Origin of the sequence: Rhodovulum tesquicola, from assembly GCF_024128855.1 — a bacterium.
Taxonomy (GTDB): Bacteria; Pseudomonadota; Alphaproteobacteria; order Rhodobacterales; family Rhodobacteraceae; genus Rhodovulum; species Rhodovulum tesquicola.
In genome coordinates this window covers 1-19403 of the sequence record NZ_JAMYDV010000034.1, presented here as the reverse complement: position 1 = coordinate 19403, position 19403 = coordinate 1, and the positions used below count along the sequence as shown (strand labels likewise).

Below are 19403 nucleotides of genomic sequence, written 5' to 3'. Positions count from 1 at the left end.
CCACGCCAAGTGAACTGAGAAACTCCGTCATAGTCTCCATGGAGAAACTCCACCCCTGTTAGCCAACAGAGACGGACTCGCAGAACGGAAAAATCACAGGAAGGTGGGGGCAAAACACCGTTTACGTCTAAAGGGCGGCAAGGCCCGGATCATGCAGGGGCGGCGCAGCGTCGTCTACTACCACATCATGTTCGAGAGCCATCAGATCGTCTTTGCCAATGGCGCCGGCTGCGAAAGCTTCTATCCCGGCGCCGAGGCGCTGCGCGCGCTTGGCTCCGGCGAGCGGTCCGAGCTCTGCAAGCTGTTCCCGGCGCTCAGGCCCAAGACAGGCCAGCTTGACTACGGCCCGACCGCGCGCCCTTTCGCGCGGTTTCACGCCCTGCCGGACAGGCTTTGCGCCCTCTCGCTCGCGCGTCCCCGGTCATCCCCTTGATCGCTGCGTCGGCGGGCCGTGGCCTCTGCCGCTGCATTCACCGCCCGCAGGATGCGGCCGGATTGCCGCCTGCGGCATCATGGCGGATGGGAAGGGGGTCGTTCTTCACGGCACGACGCTTCACCAGACTAACCATTATCCTTCCGGACAGACCGCTTCCTTGACAGCACGTCCAGAGCTTGCGATGCTGTGGCCATAGAAAATGCTGACATGACCATAAGGTGCCGTGACGTTCCGGTAGCCTGTAAGCTTGGTTCGATAAAGGGATAACCTTCGCAAGTCGAAGGAAAAGGGTGCCCCGCATCCGCCCGAACCACTCGACGCTTCGGGCCATGTCGGGCCCGTGCGAAGGCAACCAGAGGAGAGATCCGATGAGAAAGTTTCACCGCCTCGTGGCGACCACGGCGCTTGGGGTCGCGCTGACGGCGACGGCCGCGCAGGCCGATACCTGGCGCTATGCGTTCGAAGAGGCCATGGACGAGGTGCAGGGCATCTTTGCCCAGAAGTTCAAGGCAGAGGTCGAGGCCAATTCCGACCACGAGATCCAGCTTTTCCCCTATGGCACGCTGGGGGAATCCGCCGACACCATGGAACAGGCGCAGGCCGGAATCCTGCATTTCGTGGACCAGTCCCCCGGTTTCACCGGCTCGCTCATCCCCGAGGCGCAGGTGTTCTTCGTGCCCTACCTGCTGCCGACCGATACCGAGACGCTGGCCAGCTTCTTCCGCAATTCCGAGGCGATCAACGGGATGTTCCCCGAGCTTTACGCCGAGCAGGGGCTGGAGCTTCTGACCATGTTCCCCGAGGGCGAGGTGGCGATCACCACCAAGGGGCCGTTCACCACGCCCGAGGATCTGGACGAGGTCAAGGTGCGCACCATGACCAACCCGCTGCTGGTGGAAAGCTACAAGGCCTTCGGCGCGACGCCCACGCCCCTGCCCTGGGGCGAGGTCTATGGCGCGTTGCAGACCAACATCATCCAGGGCCAGGAAAACCCGATGTTCTTCATCGAGTCGACCAAGATGTACGAGGTCACCGACCACGTCACGATGATCGGCCACAACAACTTCACCACCGCGGTCATGGCCAACAAGGACTTCTTCGACGGGCTGTCGGAGGAGGATCAGCAGGTGATCCGCAACGCCATCGACGTGGCCTTCGACCACATCATCGACTATCAGGACGGGCTGCACGAGGCCTCGATCGAGAAGATCAGGGCGGCCAAGCCCTCGATGACCTTCACCACGCTGACCGAGGAACAGCGCGCGCCCTTCAAGGAGGCCGCCCGGGAGGTCGAGGCGCGGTTCATCCAGATGACGGGCGAGCGTGGGCAGGCGATCCTCGAACAGATGAAAGAGGACCTCGCCGCGGCGCAGGAGGCGTCCTCGAGCTGATGACGGCCACTGGCGGGCGCCCCCAGCTTGGGCGCCCGCCTTTTTCGCGCCCCTTCGAAGGATAACGGCCTTGCCGGACAGCCCGTCCCCGCAGCCCCGTCCCCGCACCGATCCCGCAGCGCCGGACAGCGCGGCCGAAACCGCCTATGTCTCGACCCTGCCGGGGGTGCTGGGCAGGCTGGATATGGCCATCGCGCGGCTGGAATCGGTGCTGCTGGCGGGCGGGGTCCTGCTGATGGCGCTGAACACCATCGCCAATGTGGTCGGGCGCTATGTCTTTCAAAGCTCGCTGTTCTTTTCCGAGGAACTGAACCGCATCCTGATCATCGTGATCACCTTCGCGGGCATCAGCTATGCGGCGCGGCAGGGGCGCCATATCCGCATGACGGCGATCTACGACATGCTGCCAGGTCGCGCGCGCAAGGCGCTGATGATCGTGATCGCGCTGGTCACGGCGGCGTTCATGTTCCTGCTGTGCTGGTATTCGCTGCAATACCTGCTGACCCAGGCGGGGCGCGGCCGCGTATTGCCTGCGCTGCAAATCCCGGTCTGGACGACGCTGATCATCGTGCCCATCGGGTTCTTCATGACCGGGCTGCAATACCTGCTGACCGCCATCAAGAACGTCATTTCCAGGGATATCTACCTCTCGACCGCCGTGCTCGAAGGGTATGAAGACGACGAGATGGAGGTCTGAGCCATGGGCATCACGATCTTTTCCATCATGGTCGTCCTGCTGCTGCTGGGCTTTCCCATGATGATCCCGCTCATCATCGGCGCCTTCGTGGGGTTCGTCACGCTGTTCGGCGGCCTTTCCCAACTGGAAACCATGATCCAGCAGATGATGGCGGGGATCAGGCCCGCCTCGCTGATCGCGGTGCCGATGTTCATCTTCGCCGCCGACATCATGACGCGCGGCCAGTCGGCGGGGCGGCTGATCGACATGGTGATGGCCTTCGTCGGGCATCTGCGGGGCGGGCTGGCGATTTCCACCGCCAGCGCCTGCACCATGTTCGGCGCGGTCTCGGGGTCCACGCAGGCGACCGTGGTGGCCATCGGCGGGCCGCTGAGGCCGCGGATGCAGAAGGCGGGCTATGGCGACAGCTTCATCCTGGCGCTGATCGTGAACGCGTCCGACATCGCCTTCCTGATCCCGCCCTCAATCGGGATGATCATCTATGGCGTGGTGTCGAATACCTCGATTGCCGAACTGTTCATCGCGGGGATAGGGCCGGGGCTGCTGATCCTGGTTCTGTTCTCGATCTATTCCTGGATCTACGCGGTGCGCAACGACGTGCCGACCGAGGACCGGGCCGACTGGGGCACACGCCTGCGCGCGGTGCGCGGTGCGCTCTGGCCGCTGGGCTTTCCGGCGATCATCATCGGCGGCATCTATGGCGGCATCTTCAGCCCGACCGAGGCGGCCGCGGCCTGCGTGCTTTACGCGATCATCCTGGAAATGGTCGTGTTCCGCGAGCTTGACCTCGCCGGCCTCTACCGCACGGCCAAGTCCACCGGGCTGATCACGGCGGTCGTGTTCATCCTGGTCGCGGCGGGGGCGGCGTTTTCCTGGGTGATCTCGTTCGCCCAGATCCCGCAGGCGATCCTAGCGGGCGTCGGAATCGACGAGATGGGGCAGATCGGCGTGCTGTTCGTGATCTCGATCGCCTTCTTCATCGGCTGCATGTTCGTCGATCCCATCGTGGTGATCCTGATCCTGGTGCCGATCTTCGCCCCGGTGGTCGGTTCGGTCGGGCTTGACCCCGTTCTGGTCGGCACGCTCATCGTGCTGCAGGTGGCCATCGGGTCGGCCACGCCGCCCTTCGGATGCGATATCTTTACCGCCATCGCTGTCTTCAAGCGGCCCTACTGGGAGGTGATCCGCGGCACGCCGCCCTTCATCGTGATCCTGCTTTGCGTGTCGGTCGCGCTGATCTTCTTCCCGCAGATCGCGCTGTTCCTGCGCGACCTCGCCTTCGACAAGTGACCGCGCCCGCAACGTCGCGACGAAAGGAGGACGCATGTTCAAGTCCATTCTCGCCCCCTTCGACGGGTCGGAGAACGGCAAGCGCGCGCTGCAGAAGGCGGCGGAGCTTGCCCTGCTATGTCACGCGCCCTTGTCGATCCTGACGGTCTACCGCCATCACTCGATGCTCGAGGCGTCGCTGTCGATGGTGCGCAAGGACGAGCCGGGAAACCTGGACGACGTCATGCGCGGCCATGCAAGGGAGGTCGCCGAACTGGGCAAGCAGATCCTGCGCGAGGCCGGGATCGAGGCGCCGCGCGCCTTCGTCAAATCGGGTCCGACCGCGCGAACCATCGTGCGTTTCGCCGCGGACCATGGCCACGATGTCATCGTGATCGGCAGCCGCGGCATGGGCTCCATCGAGGATTACCTTCTGGGCAGCGTGTCCCACAAGGTGACGGGCATGGCGCGCTGTCCGGTGCTGGTCGTCTGAGCCGACACCGCGCCCCGGGTGGTCAAGCGGCCGGTTCCGGTGCTAGAGTGCACATCACGAATGGAAATCGAGCGCAGGGACCCTCTCCCGGCGTGGCCGCTGCCGGGCGAATGGTGGGCTTGTCCTGCCGCTCCCATGTCCACAAGACGGGAGGAAGTGATGTTTTCCAGGATATTGGTGCCTGTTGATCTGGGCCATCTCGACAGGCTTGAAAAGGTGCTGCATGTCGCGGCCGACCTTGCCCGTCATTACCGCCTGCCGGTGGTCTATGTGGGCGTCGTTGGCACCGTACCCGACCAGATCGCGCGAACCCCCGGGGAATTCGCCGACAAGCTCAAGGGCTTTGCCGAGCACCAGGCCGAAACGCAGGGCATCGAGGCGAGCGCGCATGCGCTGTCCAGCCCTGATCCGCAGGCCGAACTGGACAGGCTGCTGCGCAAGGCGGTCGAAACGCTGGGCGCGGACCTTGTGGTGATGGCCTCGCATTCGCCGAGCTGGCTTGACTGGCTGTTGCCCTCGCATGGCGGCAGCGTGGCCGAGCATTCCGAAGCGTCGGTCTTCGTCGTCCGCTGACGCGCCGGACACGAGACAACAAGAAAAGAAGGGACAGACCGCATGAGCGACATCAGAAGCGGCGCATCGGGGGACGATGCCGCCCGACCCGAGACCGAGGCCGACAAGGCGCAGACACCGGCAGAGGACGTTCCCGATATCGAGCCGATCCCGGAACCCGAGGGGGCGACCGAGGTCATCGAGACCGATTACGAGATCGGTCAGGACAATATCGAGAAAAGCTGGACGCTGTCCTTCGACATCCATCAGGTCGTGTTCACCTGGTCGGCGCTGGCGATCATGGCCTTCATCGTGCTGACGCTGGCCTTGCAGGACGAGGTCGAGCCCGTCTTCACCGGCCTGCGCAACTGGCTGACCGGCAATCTGGACTGGTTCTTCCTGCTTTCGGGCAACATCTTCGTCATCGTCTGCCTCGTGCTGATCGTCTCGCCCCTGGGCAGGATCCGGCTGGGCGGACCAGACGCGACGCCGGATTACGGGCTGGTCGGCTGGTTCTCGATGCTGTTCGCCGCCGGGATGGGCATCGGGCTTATGTTCTTCGGCGTGTCCGAGCCGCTGAGCCACTATTCCAGCGCCTTCGGCGGGGTCAGCCTCGGCGAGGACGGCCTGCGCACCGACTGGGCACCGCTTGGCGGGGCCGAGGGCAATGTCGAGGCGGCGACGCGGCTGGGCATGGCGGCCACGATCTTTCACTGGGGGCTGCACCCCTGGGCGATCTATGCCGTGGTCGCGCTGGCGCTGGCCTTGTTCAGCTACAACAAGGGCCTGCCGCTGACGCTGCGCTCGGCCTTCTACCCGATCTTCGGTGAACGCGTCTGGGGCTGGCCGGGCCATGTCATCGACATCCTTGCCGTCTTCGCCACGATCTTCGGGCTGGCGACCTCGCTGGGGATCGGCGCACAGCAGGCTTCGGCGGGGCTCGACTACCTGTTCGGGATCGGCACCAGCAGTTCGGTTCTGATCTTCCTCATCATCTTCATCACCGCCATCGCCATCGCCTCGATCGTGCGGGGTCTCGACTCGGGCGTGAAGGTGCTGTCGGAAATCAACATGGGCCTCGCCGCGGCGCTTTTGCTGTTCGTCATCCTGGCCGGGCCGACCATCGACATCCTGAGCGGGTTCCTCGCCAATCTCGGCGCCTATGGGCAGCATCTTCCGGCGCTGTCGATGCCCTTCGGCCGCGAGGATGCGAATTTCGCGCAGGGCTGGACGGCCTTCTACTGGGCGTGGTGGATCAGCTGGTCGCCCTTCGTCGGCATGTTCATCGCCCGCGTCAGCCGCGGCCGCACGGTGCGCGAGTTCCTGGTCGCGGTGCTGATCGTGCCGACGCTGTTGTCGGTGCTGTGGATGACGGCGCTGGGTGGCACGGCGATTTCGCAGGTCGTCAATGACGGCGTGACGGCGGTGCAGGATGCCGCGCTCGAGCTGAAGCTGTTCGAGATGCTGGCCCAATTGCCGCTGACCGCGATCACCTCGTTCATCGGCATCGTGCTGGTGCTGGTGTTCTTCATCACCTCGTCGGACTCGGGTTCGCTGGTGATCGACACCATTGCCGCGGGCGGCAAGATCAACGCGCCCGTCGTGCAGCGGGTGTTCTGGGCCATTGTCGAGGGGCTGGTTGCAATCGCGCTTCTGCTTGGCGGCGGGCTGATCGCGTTGCAGGCGATGGCGGTCTCGACCGGCCTGCCCTTTACGCTGGTCCTGCTGGCGGCCTGCTATGCCATCATCCGCGGGCTGATGAACGAACCGCGCTGAGGCGCCCGCCCGCCGCCGCGGCGGATCACTGCGCGGCGGCGGGCATCACGCTCCGGGTTTGCCCGGTTCGGCGGGATAATGCCGCCGCGCCAACGGCCGCGCGGCCCACAGCGCGAGCCGGTGTTCCCAGCGGTGCCGCGGGTCGGCCCAGCCCATGCCGGGACGGATCTCCACCTGGGTTTCGCGTTCGGCCGGGACAGGCGCGGGCGGGTAGAGGTGCTGGCGCTCCCAGGACAGGCGGGCGCGCACCGGCGTCTGGAACAGCCCGTCCGGCACCGGCTGGCCCATCCACGCATGCAGTGCCGCCACTTCGGTCTCCGGCGCGGCGGCGAAATCCTCGTAGCGCAGCAGCTTGAACCGCGCACCCCGGGTCGGCCCCCAGCGGTCCAGCCGGTCCTGCCGCGCCCGCCATTCCCGGCCGTTTGCCCAGGTGTCGCGGCGGTTCCCGTTTTCGAGGTTCGCGGCGACCGCCACGGCACGCGGATCGCGCATGAGGTTCAGCAGCAGCAGATCGTCGGGCGCAACCAGCGCGAGGGCCAGCGCCATCCAGGGCTGTCGCGAGGTTTCGATCAGGCAATCCGCCCCGCTGGTCGCCGCGGCGGCCTCCAGCAGCGCCTTCAACCGGGCGAGAAAGGCCGCGTGACGTTCGCGCAGCACCTCCTGCGGGCCGGGCTCGTGCCAGTCGCGCAGCCGGTCGGCATGGCGCTGGAACCGGCGCGCGCCCTCGGCAAAGGCAAGCAGACGCAGCCCGGGCGCGGCACCGAAGGCGGCGGCGATGACGGGGGCATGAAAGGCGCAGTCCCTCACCGAACGGCCGCAACTGCACGCGGCCGCATCGCGCCAGGCGGCGGGCAGATGACATGAAGGGCCCAAATTGACCACCCCCGGCCCCTGCGACAGCAGGAGAGACAGAAGCGTGCCGCCCGACCGGTCGCTCCCCGATACGGCAAGAATACGCGTCACGCCGACCTCACAGCCCAATCCCCGACCGGCCAGCCCATCCGGACGCTGGCGTGGCCGTTTCCGTTGAGGGGGATCTAGTGCAAACGCGCGCTCTGAAAAAGCGCAAGCTGCCGCCATCCGAACCGCGCCCGGTGACGGTTGCCGTGGGCCTGTGTCTCTCGACCGTTCCGGTCAAGGCAGGTGTCGGGACGACGGCAAGCGTGACGACCGGCGAATGGCCGGACCGTCCCGAAGGGCCGGTTCGGCGCGATGCGGTCGGGCGCCGGGTTGGCGATCCTGCGCGCGGGTGGGCTGGGTAACGCGCCTGTTCTGGCAGGTCGCGGGGCCGGGCCGGTTGCGACTGTGCCCGATGGTGCGCGTCACTTGCCCGCGTTCAGGTGCGAGGATTTGTAGCTGGCCATGAGATCGTTGAACTTGCCGCCCTGGACCGCGATATGGCCGCGCAGCGCCTCGGACACGGCGTTGGCATCCCCCGCCTCAAGCGCGGCAAGGATCGCGCGATGCTCGGCCAGCGACTGGTCCAGCCGCCCCCGCACCCGCAATTGCAGCCGCCGGAACGGCTTGAGCCGGCGGTGAAGCTGGCGGGCCTGCTCGGCCAGGAAGCCGTTGCCCGAGGCGGCATAGATCAGGTGGTGGAACCGCTCGTTCTCGGCATAGTAGCGGTCGTGGTCACTGGCGGCGGCCGCATCCTCGCAGGCGATGACCGTCTCGCGCAGCGCGGCCAGATCCGCGGCCGACACGCGCCGCGCCGCCAGCCGTCCGCAATAGGCTTCAAGCTCGGCCATGACCTCGAACATCTCGACCATGTCGGTCAGGCCGGGATGGCGCACGAAGGCGCCGCGATGGGGCACGAGGTCCAGCAGCCCCGAGGCCGCAAGGCTCTGGAACGCCTCGCGCAGCGGCGTTCGGGAACAGCCGAACCTTTCGGCCAGCGAGGTTTCGTCCAGCCGCTCGCCATTGGTCAGCTCGCCGGTCACGATCATCTGTTCCAGCGCCTCGCGGACGCCGTCTGCTCTGCGCGGCTGCATGGGTTCCTGTCCGTCTTTTGCCCCGGGTCATGGTAGGACGGCGCCTTGTATTCAGCAATGGATATCTTGTATACAAAATGGTTGACGCCACATGCAAAATGCCCTTTCCTGCCCGCATCATTGTTGAGGAGCAATGAGCTGGCGCATGGGGTGACCCGCCCTGTGCGCCCAATCAGGGAGGAAGACATGAGGTTCTTTTCGATGGCCGCCGCCTCGGTGCTGGCGCTTTCCACGCTTGTCGGTGCGCAAGGCGCCGAGGCGCAGCAATTGCGCCTGTCGCATCAATGGTCGACGACGGATATCCGCCACCAGGTCGCGCAGATGATCGCCGACGATCTGGAGGCCGCCGATGTGGGCCTGTCGATCCGCATCTTCCCCTCGGCCTCGCTATTCGCGGCGACCGAGCAATACCTGCCGGTCAGCCGGGGCCAGCTGGACATGACGGTCTATCCGCTGTCCTATGCCGGCGGCCAGCGGCCCGAATTCAACCTGACGCTGATGCCCGGCCTCGTGCGCAACCACGACCACGGCGCACGGCTGAACGCCTCGCCCTTCATGGACCGTCTGGAAGAACTGATGGCCGAGGATGACGTCATGGTGCTGGTCCATGGCTACCTGGCAGGCGGCTTCGCGGCCAAGGGTGAGTGCGTCACCCGCCCCGAGCACATGCAGGGCCGCACGGTCCGCGCGGCCGGTCGGGCCTTTGAACAGATGCTGGCCGCGGCGGGCGCGTCGATCTCGTCCATGGCTTCGTCCGAGATCTATAACGGGATGCAGACCGGCGTCCTGAACGCGGTCAACACCTCGTCCTCGTCCTTCGTCTCGTTCCGGCTTTACGAACAGGTGGATTGCTACACGCCCGCGGGCGATGTGGCGCTGTGGTTCATGTATCAGCCCCTGTTGATGACCAAATCGACCTTCGAGGGGCTGAAGCCCGAGCAGCAAGAGGCCCTGCTGGCCGCCGCGGCCAGGGCCGAAGCCTGGTATCTGGAACAGGCCAAGCTGGACGATTCCCGCTCGGTCGAGGTGTTCCGCGAGAACGGCGTGCAGATCGCGGAAATGAGTGCCGAGGATTTCGAGGCATGGCGCGAGTTGGCGGTGGAATCGGCCTATGCCGCCTTTGTCGCGCAGGTACCGAACGGGCAGGAACTGCTGGATCTGGCCCTCGCCGTCGAGTGACGGGCCGCCGGGCGGGGGGGTGTGGCCCCGGTTGCACCCTTTCCGGCCACATCTTTCGGGGGATTAGCAGGAGTCGGGCGTCATGGCCTTGACCAGGGACGACGCCGCGTGGCGGCGCAGCGCGGACGTGCTGATCCGCGGCATCGGCGGGATTTCCATCTTCTGCGGCTGGATTGCCGCAGGGATGATCCTGGCCTCGGTCGTGATCACCTGCCAGATGATCTTTGTCCGCTTCGTTCTTGGCCAGTCGACGATCTGGCAGACCGAAACCGTGATCTACCTGATGATCGCCGCCACGATGCTGGGCCTGCCCTATGTGCAGAAGCTGCGCGGGCATGTGAATGTCGACCTGCTGCCGATGTGGCTGCGTCCCCGTCCGCGCAAGGTTCTGGCGGTTCTGGTGCTGGTTGCGGGGATCGTGGTGCTGTCGGTCATGGCGTATCACGCCTATGACCACTGGCAGACCGCGTTCCAGCGCGGCTGGCGGTCGTCCAGCGTCTGGGGGCCGCCCCTGTGGATCCCCTATCTGGCGCTGCCGCTGGGCTTTGCGCTGTTCATCCTCCAGATGCTGGCCGACCTGTTGGCCCTGCTGATGGGCCGCGACACCCCCTTCGGACTGGAGGCCGAGTGATGGACCCGCTGCTGCTGGGCGGTCTTGTCGCCCTTGTCACCATCGCCGTGCTGTTTTCCGGCGTCTCGGTCGCCACCGGGCTGTTGATCGTCTCGGCGCTGTTTCTGGTGATCTTCGACGGGCTCTGGGCGCTGGAACTGTTGCCCGAGAAGTTCTTCGGCAAGCTCAATTCCTTTGCGCTGCTGTCGATCCCGATGTTCATCATCATGGGGTCGGCGATTTCCTCGACCCGGGCGGGGGCGGACCTGTACGAGGCGCTGGAACGCTGGCTGACGCGGGTGCCGGGGGGGCTGGTGATCTCGAATCTCGGGGCCTGCGCGCTGTTCTCGGCGATGTCGGGGTCAAGCCCGGCCACCTGCGCGGCCATCGGCAAGATGGGCATCCCCGAGATGCGCAGGCGCGGCTATCCCGACACCGTGGCCGCGGGTTCGATCGCGGCAGGCGGCACGCTGGGCATCCTGATCCCGCCCTCGGTCACGATGATCGTCTATGGCATCGCCACCGAAACCTCGATCGGGCGGCTGTTCCTGGCCGGGGTGCTGCCGGGGCTCTTGCTGGTGGGGCTGTTCATGGCCTGGTCGATCTGGTCCACCTGGCGCAACACCGGCCTTTCGGTGATGTCGGCCCGGCGCTACAGCCTGCGCGAGAAGCTGGAAATCCTGCCGCGCGTGATCCCGTTCCTTCTGGTCATCCTGGGCGTGCTTTACGCGATGTATGGCGGCATCGCGACACCGTCCGAGACCGCGGCGGTGGGCGCGATGCTCTGCCTGCTGATGGCGGTCGTGATCTACCGGATGTGGGCGCCGAAATCGCTATGGGTGGTGCTGCGCGATTCCACCCGGGAATCGGTGATGATCCTGTTCATCATCGGCGCGGCGGGGGTGTTTTCCTACATGCTGTCCTCGCTCTACATCACGCAATCCATCGCGACCTGGATCTCCGCGCTCGAGGTCAATCGCTGGGTGCTGATGGGCGCAATCAACGTCTTCCTGCTGGTCGCAGGCTTCTTCCTGCCGCCGGTGGCGGTGATCCTGATGGCCGCGCCGATCCTGTTGCCGATCATCCTGGCCGCCGATTTCGACCCCTACTGGTTCGCGGTGATCCTGACGATCAACATGGAAATCGGCCTGATCTCGCCGCCCGTGGGGCTGAACCTTTACGTCATCAACTCGATCGCGCCGGATATCAGGCTGAAGACCATCCTGACGGGCTCGCTGCCCTATGTGGGTTGCATGGTGCTGGCGATCCTGATCCTGTGCGTCTTTCCGGGCATCGCGACATGGCTGCCCGACCTGGTGATGGGGCCTGCGCGATGACGCGGACGGGGTATCTGGGCGATCTTCTCGGCCAGCTTGTCGAGCGCCGCTTCGCGCCGCTGCGCGGCAGTCCCGGCAAGCCCGTGGCCGAGATGTGCGCGGCCCTTCTGGCGGGCGAGGGCGAGGTGTCGACCATGCGGCTGGCCCGCGACATCCTTGCCGCCTATGCCCGCATGGACATGGGCGCGCGGCGCGAATTCTTCGCGATGCTGGCGCGGGATTACGACATCATCCCCGATGCGGTCGTGCAGGCCGCGCAGGATTACGGCGCGACCGGGGACGCCCCCGCCCTGAGCAAGCTGCTGGAGGCGGCCGAGCCCCGGCGGCAGGCGCTGTTCCGCCGCCTCAACCACGCGCCGGGGGCGACAACCGGACTGGTGCGGATGCGCCGCGACCTGCTGGCGCTGCTGCCCGAGATGCCCGACCTTGCGCGGGTGGACCTGGATTTCGTGCATCTGTTCCAGTCCTGGTTCAATCGCGGCTTTCTGGTGCTGCGGCAGGTGACATGGGAAAGCCCCGCGCAGCTTCTGGAAAAGATCATCGACTACGAGGCCGTCCACGCCATCGGCGACTGGGAGGCGCTGCGCGCCCGCGTCGGTCCCGAGGACCGGCGATGCTTCGCCTTCTTCCACCCCGCCATGCCCGACGAGCCGCTGATCTTCGTGCAGGTGGCGCTGGTTCGCGGCGTGCCGGGCTCGGTGCAGGAACTGCTGGCCTCGGACCGGCCCATGCTGGACCCCGCCGAGGCCGATACGGCGGCCTTCTATTCGATCTCGAACTGCCAGGCGGGGCTGAAGGGGATCAGCTTCGGCAATTCGCTGATCAAGCAGGTGGTCGCCCTGCTGCGCCAGGAATTGCCCGACCTGCGGAAGTTTGTGACCCTCTCGCCCATCCCGGGGCTGGGGGCATGGCTGCGCGAACGGGCCGAGGGGGGCGACAGAGCCGCCGCAAGCGTGCTGGAGGCCGCCCCGCCCCGGGACGAGGCGGCGCAGACCGCGCTGCGTCGTCTGGCCGCGCTCTACCTTCTGGAGGTCAAGGACAAGCGCGACCGCCCGCGCGATCCCGTCGCCCGGTTTCACCTGAACAACGGCGCGCTGGTCCATGACATCCATGCCCGGGCCGATCTGTCGGATCGCGGCATCGCGCAGTCCTGCGGCGCAATGGTCAATTACCTCTACGATCTCGATCAGGTTGAAGCCAATCACGAGAGTTTCGCCAGCCAGGGCCGGATCGCCGCCACCCGCAGCGTGCGCCAACTGGCCCGTGCCGCGCAGGAATGACCGGAACGGGCCATGTCGCGCCGGCCCGAACAGGAGTGTTGAGCCATGTCCAACCCGCTTTACGACGCCCTTTTCGCGCCCCTTGCCGGGCAGGAACGGCCCTTTCTGACGCTGCCGGATGGCAGCGTTCTGAACGCGGATGCCTTTCACCGCATGCTTGCCCGATTTGCGAACGCGCTGCGCGCTGCGGGCATCGCGCCGGGCGAACGTATCGCGGTGCAAGCCTCGAAAACCCCGCAGATGCTGGCTGTCTATGGCGCGGCGGTCGCAACGGGGGCGGTCTTCCTGCCGCTGAACACGGCCTATACGGCGGAGGAGCTGGACTATTTCGTCACCGATTGCGGCGCGCGGCTGTTGCTGGTCGATCCCGACCGGGTGGATGCGCTGACCCCGCTGGCGCAAAGGCTGGGCGTGCGGCTGGAAAGCCTTGGGCCGGGCGGCAGTTTCGACGCGCTGGCCGATGCCAGCCCCGACAGCCTGACGCCCGCGCCGCGCGGGCAGGACGATCTGGCGGCGCTGCTCTACACCTCGGGCACCACGGGGCGGTCGAAGGGCGCGATGCTGAGCCAGCGCAATCTGTTGTCCAACGCGCGCACGCTGGTCGATCTGTGGCGCTTCACCGAAGCCGACGTCCTGCTGCACGCCTTGCCGATCTTTCACACCCATGGGCTGTTCGTGGCCAGCAATGTGGTGCTGCTGTCGGGCGGGCAGATGATCTTCCTGCCGAAATTCGACATCGAGCAGGTTTTCGTGCTGCTGCCCCGGGCAACGGCGATGATGGGCGTTCCGACCTTCTACACCCGGCTGCTGGACGATCCGCGGCTGGGGCGCGGGACGGTCGGGCATATGCGGCTGTTCGTGTCGGGCTCGGCGCCGCTGCTGGCCGAAACCCATCATGCGTGGTCCGAGCGCACGGGCCACGCCATCCTCGAACGCTATGGCATGACCGAAACCAACATGCTGACCTCGAACCCCCATGACGACGCGCGCCGGCCCGGAACGGTGGGCCTGCCCCTGCCCGGCGTCGAGCTGCGCATCACCGACCCGGAGACCGGCGCCGCGCTGGCGCAGGGCGAGACCGGCATGATCGAGGTGCGCGGGCCGAACGTGTTTCAGGGCTATTGGCAGATGCCCGAAAAGACCGCGGCCGAGTTCCGCCCGGACGGCTATTTCATCACCGGCGATCTGGGGCTGATCGACGATCAGGGCTATGTGACCATTGTCGGACGGGCCAAGGACCTGATCATCTCGGGCGGCTACAACGTCTATCCCAAGGAGGTCGAACTGGTGCTGGACGAGATGCCCGGCGTTCTGGAAAGCGCGGTGATCGGCCTGCCCCATCCCGATCTCGGCGAGGCGGTGGTGGCCGTCCTGGCCGCAAGCGGCGCAGGGCCGGACCTGCCCGCGATCCGCGCCGCGCTGTCCGACCGGCTGGCGCGCTACAAGCAGCCCCGGGAATACATCATCCTGCCCGAATTGCCGCGCAACGCCATGGGCAAGGTCCAGAAGGCCGAGTTGCGCAAGACCCATGCCGACCTGTTCAGGGAGACCGCCCGATGACCGAGACCCGCGCCGTCATCTTCGAGGCACCCGGCGGGCCCGAGGTGCTGAAACTTGTCCAGCGCCCCGTCGGCGACCCCGGCCCGGGCGAGGTCCGCATCCGTCACCATGCCTGCGGGCTGAACTATATCGACATCTACCAGCGTTCCGGCGTCTACCCGATGCCCCTGCCCCAGGTTCTGGGCATGGAGGGCGCAGGCGTGGTCGAGGCCGTGGGCCAGGGCGTCACGCATCTGGCGACCGGCGACCGCGTGGCCTATGCCGCCGCGCCTCCGGGCGCCTATTGCGATGTTCGCGTGATGTCGGCCGCGCAGGTTTGCCGCCTGCCCGATGGCATCGACTTCCGCACCGCGGCGGCGATGATGCTGCAGGGGTTGACGGTGCACTACCTGTTCCACCGCACCGTGCCGCTGAAACCGGGCGATACGGTCCTTTTCCACGCCGCGGCCGGGGGGGTCGGGCTGATCGCCTGCCAATGGGCGCGGGCAATGGGCATCCGGCTGATCGGCACCGCGGGCACGGACGAGAAATGCGCGCTTGCGCGCGCCCATGGCGCCGCCGAGACGATCAATTACGAGCGCGAGGATTTCGTCGCCCGCGTGCGCGAGCTGACCGAGGGGCGCGGCGTCGATGTGGTGATGGATTCGATCGGCGCGGCGACCTTCGAACGCTCGCTCGACTGCCTGCGGCCCGTGGGCATGATGATCAGTTTCGGCAATGCCTCGGGCAAGGTGCCGCCCTTCGATCTGGGCATCCTGGGCGCGAAGGGCAGCCTGCAACTGACACGGCCGACGCTGTTCACCCATATCGCCCGGCATGAGGATTGCCAGGCCATGGCCGCGCAGTTGTTCCGGATGGTCGAAAGCGGCAAGGTGGCGATCCGCATCGGGCAGGAATTCGCGCTTGCCGATGTGGCCGAGGCGCACCGCCGGATGGAAGCCCGCGCAACCACCGGAAGCTCGATCCTGTTGCCCTGAGGGGGATGCCCGGCTGCCCCGCCCGCCGGTCCGCGCCGACAGGCCGGGACAGGTCACGGCCGGAATGTACCGACCGGCAGGGCGGCCTTTCCGCGAGATCACGCCGACCGGGCGACCGCGCCCATTAGGCTTTCCTTAAGTCGGCATCGTCAGGAAAGGGGCGCTTGCGACATGAGCGAATCCGTCGCGATAACGCCCGGCGGGTCGTTCGGAGCTGAAGAGGAGTTTCGCAAATGAGGAAAATGCTGGCCGCGCTTGTCCTGGCGACAAGCCCCTGCATGGTCGGGGCCACCGAAAGCCTGAACGTCTTTACCTGGGACGGCTATGTCCAGCCCGAAGACGTCGCCGAGGTCAACGCGATCCTGAAGGCGCAGGGCTACGACATCGAGGTGAAGGTCATCGACACCCTGGCCGAGGGGCCGCAGCAGATGTACGACACGCTCCGGACCGGCACTGTCGACATCGCCTTCCTGACGCTGAACTACATCAACATGGAGGGCATCCCGACGGCGAACCTGCTTCAGCCGATCGACACGGACTCGCCCCGTCTGCCCAATTACCGGCATCTGTCCGGGTCGCTGACGCGGATCGGCATGGGCATGGATGGCGATGACGTTCTCTACATCCCCTGGGGCGGCGGCGCCTATGGCATCTGGGCGAACATGGACAAGATCGACACGCCGCCCGCCCGCGTCGCCGATCTTCTCGACCCGCAATGGAAGGGCAAGCTTTCGCTGACCCTGGGCCAGGTGCAGCCCAACATCGCGCTCGCGCTGCTTGCGGCGGGCAAGCCGCCCTTCGACGTCAACGACGTCTCGGGCGACCGGGCGGCGCTGCAAGCCTATTCCGATCCGAATGGCGAATTGCAGGGGATGGTCACGGCGCTGTACGCGCAGGTCGGCCATTTCTGGGACACGGGGCCCGAGTTTCGCGACGACCTGCTGCTGGTCGCTTCCTACGGTCCGGGCGCATCGGCCCATAACGCCGAGGGCAACAACTGGCAGATGGTCCGGTTCGAGGAGGGCAGCACGGTCTGGCTGGACACGATCAACTTCGCCAGACATCTGAACGGCGAGAAGCTGGAAGCGGCCGAGATCTTCGCCAACCACTTCATCGGCAAGGACGTGCAGGAGCGCGTGGTCAACGGGCTGGGCATGGTCGCGGCCTCGACGCTGGTGGATGCGAACCCGCTGATCGAGGCGAACCCGGATTTCTACGATGAATCCATGTTCTGGCCGCCCTATACCAAAGCGGCCAACAACCTGATGGAACTCATCTCCAAGCGCGCCTTGCAGGGCGGCAGCTGATCCCCGGATCCGGCTCTTCGATGCGCCGCGGACGGGACGCCCCCGTTCCGCGGCGTGTCATTTCATGTCTGCGGCCGGGGACGGCCCGGTGGTCTGCCTTGTCCGGGCTTGCGAAAGTTGCATAGCGGTCTTGCGAAAAGTGCCGTTTCGGCGAAACGATCGCCGTCAAGACGCCAAGATATTGAAAAATAACACCAAGGAACAAAGTCAGCTTCCGAGGAAGGGGAGGCTTCCGTCTCGTCAGCCAGGGGACGCGTTAAGCCGAATTAAGGATTCGGACCGCAGGTTCACCCCAACACGCGAAACGACTCGGAAGGCCGACATGATCAAACTCAGCAACATGCCCGTCAAACGCAGGCTTCTCGTTCCAAGCCTCACCGCGCTGTCCCTGTTCGTCTTCGGGTTCTCGGGGTTCTGGGCACAGCGCTATTCCGCGGCGCTGTCCGCCGCGTTCGAAGAGCGCGCCGAGCTGATGACGACCTTCGTGCTTCCGCCATTGGGGCGCGCGATCTGGGATTTCGATGCCGATCTGGCCGGAACGAACCTTGCCGCCCTCGGCGAGTCGGACATCTTCGCGTTCGCCCGCGTCGTCACGGGCGGGGCGACTTTCGCGGAGTTTGCCGGCACCGGCCCGATCGGGGCCGAACCGATCGCCGCGATGGAGGCCATGGTCGAGGCCGGCCAGACCCGCCTGGAGGATGGGGCGACCGTGATCGTCCGCACCCCGATCCTGCTGGATGGCGACGCGGTGGGCGAACTGTTCCTCGGCCTTGACCGTTCGCCAATCAGCGGCGCCGTCGCCCGGGCCAACCTGATGTCGGCCATGATCGGCATCGGGGCCTTCGGGATGTTCGCCTTCGTCCTTCTGCTGATCTCCCGGTCGGTGACGCAACCCCTGGTGCAGATCGTCCAACGGGTCGATAAACTGAAACAGGGCACGACGGATATCGACATCCCCGAGGCGGAGCGCCGGGATGAAATCGGCGCGCTTGGGCAGGCGCTGGTCCAGTTCCGCGACACGCGGCGCGAAAGCGAGGATCGGGCAAGGCTGGAACTTGCGCGCCAGGACAGCCAGCGGCGCGTCGTGGATGCGCTGAGCGAGCGGCTGTCGGCCCTCGCACATGGCGATCTTTCCGAGACCATCGCGGTCCCGTTCTCCGACGAATACGAATGCCTGCGGCGCGATCTGAACGCGACCATCGACACGTTGAACGAGTTGATGGGGTCGGTGGTGGCGAACGCCCAGGAAGTGCAGGCGCGGGCGGTCGAAATCAGCGATGCCTCGGAAGATCTCTCGCGGCGCACGGAGAACCAGGCCGCGACGCTGGAGGAAACGGCGGCGGCGATGGATGAGCTGACATCGAGCGTCCGGTCGACGGCGGACCGGGCCGCCGATGTCGACCGCGTGGTCCAGGAGGCCCGCAACGACGCGGAACAGACCGGCGATGTCGTGAAGAAGGCGATCGCCGCCATGTCCGAGATCAAGCGTTCCTCGGACGGGATTACCCAGATCATCGGCGTGATCGACGATATCGCGTTCCAGACCAACCTGCTTGCCCTGAACGCGGGCGTCGAGGCGGCCCGGGCCGGCGAGGCGGGACGCGGCTTTGCCGTGGTCGCGTCCGAAGTGCGGGCCCTGGCCCAGCGATCTTCGGAAGCCGCAAAGGAGATCAAGGCGCTGATCGACACCAGTTCGGAGCAGGTGACCACGGGCGTCGCGCTTGTGGACAATACCGGTGACGCGCTGTCGGCAATCGTCGCGCGGGTGGGAAACATCGCGGAACTGATCGGCGAAATCGCGACCGGCGCAAGCGAGCAATCGGTCGGCCTGGGCGAGGTCAACACCGGCGTCGCTGAACTCGACCGGGTGACGCAGCAGAACGCGGCCATGGTCGAAGAGGTCACTGCCGTCAGCATCACCCTCAAACAGGAAGCCGATGCCCTTCAATCGCATGTCGCACGATTCAGGCTCAGGAACCAGGGGACCGACAGCTATTCCGCGCGGGCCGGAGCCGCGGTCGCATGACATGCTCCGCCCCCGCCGCGCCGACGCCGCAATGACGGATTTCGCCAGCACTGCCGCCGTTTGCGCAGGCCGCCCCTGGGGGACAGGTTTCACGGCCTGAAACAGACCATCCGCGGGATCAATCCCCGGTCGTCGACAGGCGTTCGCCCGCGCTTGAGGACGGACGATGAAACGAAGGCGGTTCACGGCCGATCCCGCGCATGGGGATCGGTCATCGCGATGTCACGCATGTCCGCGCCGCGCGGATACCCCCGGACGATGCGCCGGAAGAACACCTCCGAACTGGCCGTGTGGACCACGTCCGCCGGGCCGTTCTCCGGGATCTCGGCCATCTCTGCCTCGGCCGAGGCGGTTCAATGTCGGTCGTTGAACGGCTCATTCTTCCCCTTCCCAGCGTGGCCTGCTGCCGGTTTCGTGGACAGCAGGTTAAGCTAGCATAGCGCGGGCCTCGAACTCCATGGGGCTGATGTAGCCCAGTTTCGAATGCCGTCTGCGCGGGTTGTAGAAGCGCTCGATGTAGTC

General features: G+C 66.1%; 19 protein-coding genes. 15 read left to right on the top strand and 4 right to left on the bottom strand.

What is annotated here, in order from left to right:
• The first annotated feature begins 151 nt into the window (after window positions 1–151).
• The 7 genes from NHN26_RS16565 to NHN26_RS16535 all read left to right on the top strand — a co-directional run bounded on the left by NHN26_RS16565 (window position 152) and on the right by NHN26_RS16535 (window position 6614).
• Complete coding sequence (locus NHN26_RS16565) at window positions 152–433, top strand: Hint domain-containing protein (RefSeq protein ID WP_253090445.1); 282 nt, start codon at window positions 152–154, stop codon at window positions 431–433.
• 371 nt (window positions 434–804) lie between these two features.
• Window positions 805–1827, top strand: coding sequence for a TRAP transporter substrate-binding protein (locus NHN26_RS16560; RefSeq protein WP_253090444.1), 1023 nt, complete (start codon window positions 805–807; stop codon window positions 1825–1827).
• 184 nt (window positions 1828–2011) lie between these two features.
• Entirely contained in the window at window positions 2012–2524 is a 513-nt protein-coding gene (locus NHN26_RS16555) for a TRAP transporter small permease (protein ID WP_253090448.1), read from the top strand.
• A 3-nt stretch (window positions 2525–2527) separates the two neighbouring features.
• The gene (locus NHN26_RS16550) at window positions 2528–3814 is read left to right on the top strand and encodes a TRAP transporter large permease (protein ID WP_253090443.1); all 1287 of its coding nucleotides are present in this window, start codon (window positions 2528–2530) and stop codon (window positions 3812–3814) included.
• A gap of 34 nt (window positions 3815–3848) precedes the next feature.
• Entirely contained in the window at window positions 3849–4286 is a 438-nt protein-coding gene (locus tag NHN26_RS16545) for a universal stress protein (protein ID WP_253090442.1), read from the top strand.
• Window positions 4287–4421: 135 nt separating this feature from the next.
• Complete coding sequence (locus NHN26_RS16540) at window positions 4422–4859, top strand: universal stress protein (RefSeq protein WP_354595945.1); 438 nt, start codon at window positions 4422–4424, stop codon at window positions 4857–4859.
• Window positions 4860–4901: 42 nt separating this feature from the next.
• Window positions 4902–6614, top strand: a complete 1713-nt coding sequence (locus tag NHN26_RS16535) for a BCCT family transporter (protein WP_253090441.1) — start codon at window positions 4902–4904, stop codon at window positions 6612–6614.
• Between the two features lie 45 nt (window positions 6615–6659).
• Here the strand turns inward: NHN26_RS16535 and NHN26_RS16530 are convergent, their stop codons facing one another.
• The gene (locus tag NHN26_RS16530; protein WP_253090440.1) at window positions 6660–7694 is read right to left on the bottom strand and encodes a sulfotransferase; all 1035 of its coding nucleotides are present in this window, start codon (window positions 7692–7694) and stop codon (window positions 6660–6662) included.
• Between the two features lie 242 nt (window positions 7695–7936).
• Complete coding sequence (locus tag NHN26_RS16525) at window positions 7937–8605, bottom strand: GntR family transcriptional regulator (protein WP_253090439.1); 669 nt, start codon at window positions 8603–8605, stop codon at window positions 7937–7939.
• A 186-nt stretch (window positions 8606–8791) separates the two neighbouring features.
• Between NHN26_RS16525 and dctP the strand changes: the two genes are divergently transcribed.
• The 8 genes from dctP to NHN26_RS16485 all read left to right on the top strand — a co-directional run bounded on the left by dctP (window position 8792) and on the right by NHN26_RS16485 (window position 18881).
• Window positions 8792–9784 (top strand): TRAP transporter substrate-binding protein DctP, encoded by a 993-nt coding sequence (gene dctP, locus NHN26_RS16520; RefSeq protein ID WP_253090438.1) that lies wholly within the window; start codon window positions 8792–8794, stop codon window positions 9782–9784.
• A gap of 82 nt (window positions 9785–9866) precedes the next feature.
• A complete protein-coding gene (locus NHN26_RS16515; RefSeq protein WP_253090437.1) occupies window positions 9867–10415 on the top strand; it encodes a TRAP transporter small permease subunit in 549 nt (182 codons plus the stop codon).
• Window positions 10415–11731: a TRAP transporter large permease gene (locus tag NHN26_RS16510; RefSeq protein WP_253090436.1), complete on the top strand. Its 1317-nt coding sequence runs from the start codon at window positions 10415–10417 to the stop codon at window positions 11729–11731. Before NHN26_RS16515 ends, NHN26_RS16510 begins: the two co-directional genes overlap by 1 nt.
• On the top strand, window positions 11728–13011 hold the full coding sequence (locus NHN26_RS16505; protein ID WP_253090435.1) for a malonyl-CoA decarboxylase domain-containing protein: 1284 nt from the start codon (window positions 11728–11730) through the stop codon (window positions 13009–13011). Before NHN26_RS16510 ends, NHN26_RS16505 begins: the two co-directional genes overlap by 4 nt.
• 45 nt (window positions 13012–13056) lie before the next feature.
• Window positions 13057–14571, top strand: a complete 1515-nt coding sequence (locus tag NHN26_RS16500) for a malonate--CoA ligase (protein ID WP_253090434.1) — start codon at window positions 13057–13059, stop codon at window positions 14569–14571.
• Window positions 14568–15548 (top strand): quinone oxidoreductase family protein, encoded by a 981-nt coding sequence (locus tag NHN26_RS16495; protein WP_253090433.1) that lies wholly within the window; start codon window positions 14568–14570, stop codon window positions 15546–15548. Before NHN26_RS16500 ends, NHN26_RS16495 begins: the two co-directional genes overlap by 4 nt.
• A gap of 233 nt (window positions 15549–15781) precedes the next feature.
• Complete coding sequence (locus NHN26_RS16490; RefSeq protein WP_253090432.1) at window positions 15782–16855, top strand: ABC transporter substrate-binding protein; 1074 nt, start codon at window positions 15782–15784, stop codon at window positions 16853–16855.
• 139 nt (window positions 16856–16994) lie between these two features.
• Window positions 16995–18881: a methyl-accepting chemotaxis protein gene (locus NHN26_RS16485; RefSeq protein ID WP_253090446.1), complete on the top strand. Its 1887-nt coding sequence runs from the start codon at window positions 16995–16997 to the stop codon at window positions 18879–18881.
• Window positions 18882–19063: 182 nt separating this feature from the next.
• Here the strand turns inward: NHN26_RS16485 and NHN26_RS16480 are convergent, their stop codons facing one another.
• Both NHN26_RS16480 and NHN26_RS17650 read right to left on the bottom strand, forming a co-directional pair.
• Window positions 19064–19213 carry a hypothetical protein gene (locus NHN26_RS16480; protein WP_253090431.1) on the bottom strand — a complete coding sequence of 50 codons (150 nt, stop codon included), beginning with the start codon at window positions 19211–19213 and terminating at the stop codon, window positions 19064–19066.
• 94 nt (window positions 19214–19307) lie between these two features.
• Window positions 19308–19403 (bottom strand): IS3 family transposase (locus NHN26_RS17650; RefSeq protein WP_331429120.1); only part of this gene is annotated, 96 nt, incomplete at its 5' end.